The following is a 1,079-nucleotide window of genomic DNA, read 5'->3' as shown; positions in this document are numbered from 1 at the left end:
GCCCCCCTGCCCCCCTGCTCCCCAAGATTGGTAAGATTTTACTGCCGTCAAGAGCGGAGATCGTTTAAGCTAGCTGAAAGATTCTTTGATTAGTGGCTTAGAGGCGGTAGTGTGCCGAAATATGTTCGTTTGATTTCTCTTCTCATGGTCTGTAGTTTGTGGAGTATGCCAAAAGCCGCTAACGCGCAGGCATTAATACCCCATACACTGCAACTAGATGCAGCAAAGTTGGAGAAGCAAGGGTTGAGTCTGGCACAGGAAGCGGCTCAACTAGCTCAGTTTCAACAGGTTGAATTAGCTTTGCCACGAGCGCGACTGGCGACTCAACTGGCTCCTAAGAATGATAAAGTATGGTTGCTGTTAGGTGGATTGCAGTTGCAAACCAAAGAGTTTGACGCAGCGATCGCTAGCCTGAAAAAAGCGCAATCTATCAACCCCAAAAATGGTGATATTCTGTTTGCTTTAGGTTCAGCGAATTTTCGGCAGCAAAAGTACCAAGATGCAGCTGTTAATTACCAAGATGGTTTGAAGTTAAAACCCAATGATCCAGAGGGGTTATTTGATTTAGGTAATGCTTACTATTTGCTGGGTCGATTGCCAGATGCGATCGCACAGTACAATCAAGCCGTCTCCCAAGATAAAAAATTCTGGCCAGCACTCAATAACATTGGCTTAATCAACTACGAACAGGGTGATATTCCAGAAGCCATCAAACGATGGCAATCTGCTGTAACCCTTGATAAGCAAGCCGCAGAACCTTTATTAGCCCTGGGAGTGGCGCTGTATACTAAAGGCGATCGCCAACAAGGGCTGACCCTGGGAGAAGCCGCACTCCGCATCGATCAGCGCTATGGTAATTTAGATTTCCTCAAAGAAAATCTTTGGGGCGATCGCTTACTGTCTGATACGAAAAAATTCCTAGAATTACCCCGTATTCAAGCAGCCCTACAGCAAAGAGAAAACTCATCGTCAAGCCCCAAACAACAGCCTACCCAATAAGAGTGGGGAGTAGGGAGTGGGAAGTAGGTAATAGATAGGAAAGAGGTAATTTTTTATTCTCCCCATTCCCCATTCCCCAT

Annotated in this window: 1 protein-coding gene; it reads left to right on the top strand. The window is 46.1% G+C overall.

Translation table 11 applies throughout. The features are described 5' to 3' along the window. Positions 1-111: 111 nt before the first annotated feature. Positions 112-999: a tetratricopeptide repeat protein gene (locus F8S12_RS17270; protein ID WP_196517370.1), complete on the top strand. Its 888-nt coding sequence runs from the start codon at positions 112-114 to the stop codon at positions 997-999. Positions 1,000-1,079: the final 80 nt, after the last annotated feature.

Source organism: Nostoc sp. WHI (assembly GCF_015714725.1).
In the GTDB taxonomy this organism is placed as follows: domain Bacteria; phylum Cyanobacteriota; class Cyanobacteriia; order Cyanobacteriales; family Nostocaceae; genus Nostoc.
This window is presented reverse-complemented; position numbering and strand designations above follow the sequence as displayed.